General features: G+C 36.3%; 2 protein-coding genes. Both read right to left on the bottom strand.

Annotated elements, in window-relative coordinates; all coding sequences use genetic code 11:
- Positions 1 to 279: 279 nt before the first annotated feature.
- Positions 280 to 1554 (bottom strand): nucleotide sugar dehydrogenase, encoded by a 1275-nt coding sequence (locus CIK90_RS00650; RefSeq protein ID WP_094464063.1) that lies wholly within the window; start codon positions 1552 to 1554, stop codon positions 280 to 282.
- Positions 1551 to 2797 (bottom strand): hypothetical protein (locus tag CIK90_RS00645; protein ID WP_094464062.1); only part of this gene is annotated, 1247 nt, incomplete at its 5' end. The genes CIK90_RS00650 and CIK90_RS00645, both read right to left, overlap by 4 nt.

The raw sequence follows: 2797 nt of genomic DNA, 5'->3' as shown, positions 1-2797 counted from the left end.
TATTATTATAACTAAGATAATAGCATCTATTAACCTCCCATTCTGGGTATACTGAAACTATAACTTTCAAAGCGTATTCCCTACACAATCGGTACAAAAACCGCTTCTTTAACCAATTCTTTAGCATACTACCTAATTTTGATTGAATCGTTCAAATTGAAAATGCATAAAACTCATTATCGCTTAATATCACATAATATTTCCTAGTTATTTCTTTGTACAATACAAGTGAAGCTGCACAAAAAATAAAAAAATATATTTTCCTATTTAATTTTATAATTACAACCTACCATCAATGATATCCCTAGGCAGAATACACTTTACGTCAAATATTACATGATTACTCTCAAGCAACTCATCCCACTTAACAATGTTATCACGGAATTGCTTGTGAGCAACCGCAACAATTGCAGCATCAAATTTACCTTTTGGCATTTCGTTAACAATGTCAATTCCGTATTCGTGCTTTACCACTGCCGGATTGGCCCATGGATCGAAAACAGTCACATTTACGTTATACTCCTGTAGAGCATGATAAATGTCCACTACACGAGTATTACGCACATCAGGACAGTTCTCCTTAAAGGTAAAGCCCATAATAAGGATATTTGAATGAAGGACCTGAATACCCTTCTTCAACATATGCTTAATGGTCTGGTCGACGACATATGCGCCCATACCATCATTCATACGACGGCCAGCAAGGATAATCTCGGGATTATACCCCAAACGCTGAGCGCACTGTGCGAGATAGTAAGGGTCAACAGAGATGCAGTGCCCACCTACCAAACCAGGGTTCATCTTAATGAAATTCCACTTGGTTCCTGCAGCCTCAACGACATCAGTGGTATCAATGCCCATCAACGTGAAGATCTTGGACAGCTCATTGAAGAAAGCAATCATAATATCACGCTCGGAGTTTTCAATTACTTTGGCAGCCTCAGCAACTTTCATAGAAGGAGCTTTATGAGTTCCGTTCTTCAGCACAGAGTTGTAGACATTGTCAATAATATCTGCCACCTCAGGAGTGGAACCAGATGTAATCTTCTTGATAAACTCTACAGTGTGAACCTTGTCGCCGGGGTTGATACGCTCTGGGCTATAACCCGCGAAGAAATCAACATTAAATTTCAAACCAGAGACCCTTTCAACTACAGGAATGCACTCGTCTTCGGTAACACCGGGGTAAACCGTGGATTCATAAACCACAATGTCACCCTTGTTAATAACCTTACCAACTGTTTCGCTGGCACCCCAAAGAGGGCGAAGATCAGGAGCTTTGTTCTCATCAACAGGAGTTGGGACAGCCACAACATAGAAGTTGCTGTTACGTATCTTCTCCAAATCTGTTGTACACACAAAACCGTGGTTTTTGATAGCATCCTGAAGGAGTTCATCTTTTCCTTCCAGAGTTGCGTCGTGACCCGCCATAAGGGCATCTACGCGCTTCTGATTCATATCGAAACCAACGGTTTCATACTTGGTTGAAAACAACCTTGCCAGAGGAAGGCCAACATAACCAAGGCCAACCACACAAATCTTAATTTCTCTCATTTTGAATCTATTTTAACAAATCTGATAACACAAATAACGAAAAGAAGGCCTGATGACAATAATGTCGTGAACAATGAGTTATTTGTCAATGATATGGCGGCCCCTGTTAACATTGCAATTGCAGTATAATAATTATCTGACTTACAAAGCCTATTAATAAACACTAAAAAAAAGTAAAAAAGAATTGTTATAAAAATAATACCCCCTATTCCACCAGCAGCAATACCATCAGTAACTAAAAAATTTGCGTTTATCTGCGCTTCCGCATCAGCGGTTCCATATGCTAAATTAACTTCATTACCCAAAGAATGAGTTTCAAAAGGATACATCCCTGTAATAGCATCTATTATTCTAATATGAGAATAATACGTGTATGGATATCGGTTAAATACATCGATATAAATGGGTGTTAAGTATGCTGATATTCCAAACGTACGCATTATTATTAAGCCCACTAATATTTCGACTATTCTCGAGTCAAATAACAAGTACAGCACATATGGTATAGCTATTCCTATTGACAACAATGGAAAAATGTAATAAAAATTATCCGCATCCTTTTTTAAATACTTATAAAGAAATAGAGAAAGAAGTGGAATAAAGAAGGTTGATTTCATACCACAAGTCATATAAAAGACTAGTGACATAAAAAAGCCAAGGTAAATGTATATTTTTTTATTCTTTACACAACCTAATGTAACAAATAGTGGACTAAACACCGTTGACATCCATGCATAAAGATAACTATATACAGGTATTGAGTCTGCTAGCTGTGTACCACTCGTTCGAATATCATATACACTATCAAAGGAGACTAGTTGCATATTATTTCTAAAAACAATAAATGTAACAAGCAATACTAATACACCTAAAGAAACAACCATATTTTTACTGATATAAAAAGATGGAGGTGAAAACTTTTTATTTGATGATTTATTCCGTGACGCACTAAAAAAAACACACATTGCAAGAAGGTATGCTAACTGATACGGAAGCGCACTTGCATAATCAACATAATAGTATTGTAGGCCCAATAATGTAGGCACATATATCATCACATATATTAAAATCGAAATAAAATCGGAAACATTATGGTTTTGTGGCTTATATAGCAGTATTGGAATAAAAGCAAGTATATTAGATATAAACTTTGCCACAAATTCTGTATTCTCTAATTTATATCCGTAATACTCAAATACAGGATAGAGACAATTCTCATATGCTTCTCTAAAAAGGACTATAT

The organism is Prevotella sp. P5-126 (assembly GCF_002251185.1).
Lineage (GTDB): Bacteria > Bacteroidota > Bacteroidia > Bacteroidales > Bacteroidaceae > Prevotella.
The sequence above is the reverse complement of the archived record's forward strand: the minus strand, read 5'-3'. Positions and strand labels throughout refer to the sequence as shown.

Excerpts from the sequence above, each read along its gene's own strand:
- CIK90_RS00650 (WP_094464063.1), bottom strand. The coding sequence starts at position 1,554 with ATGAGAGAAATTAAGATTTGTGTGGTTGGCCTTGGTTATGTTGGCCTT.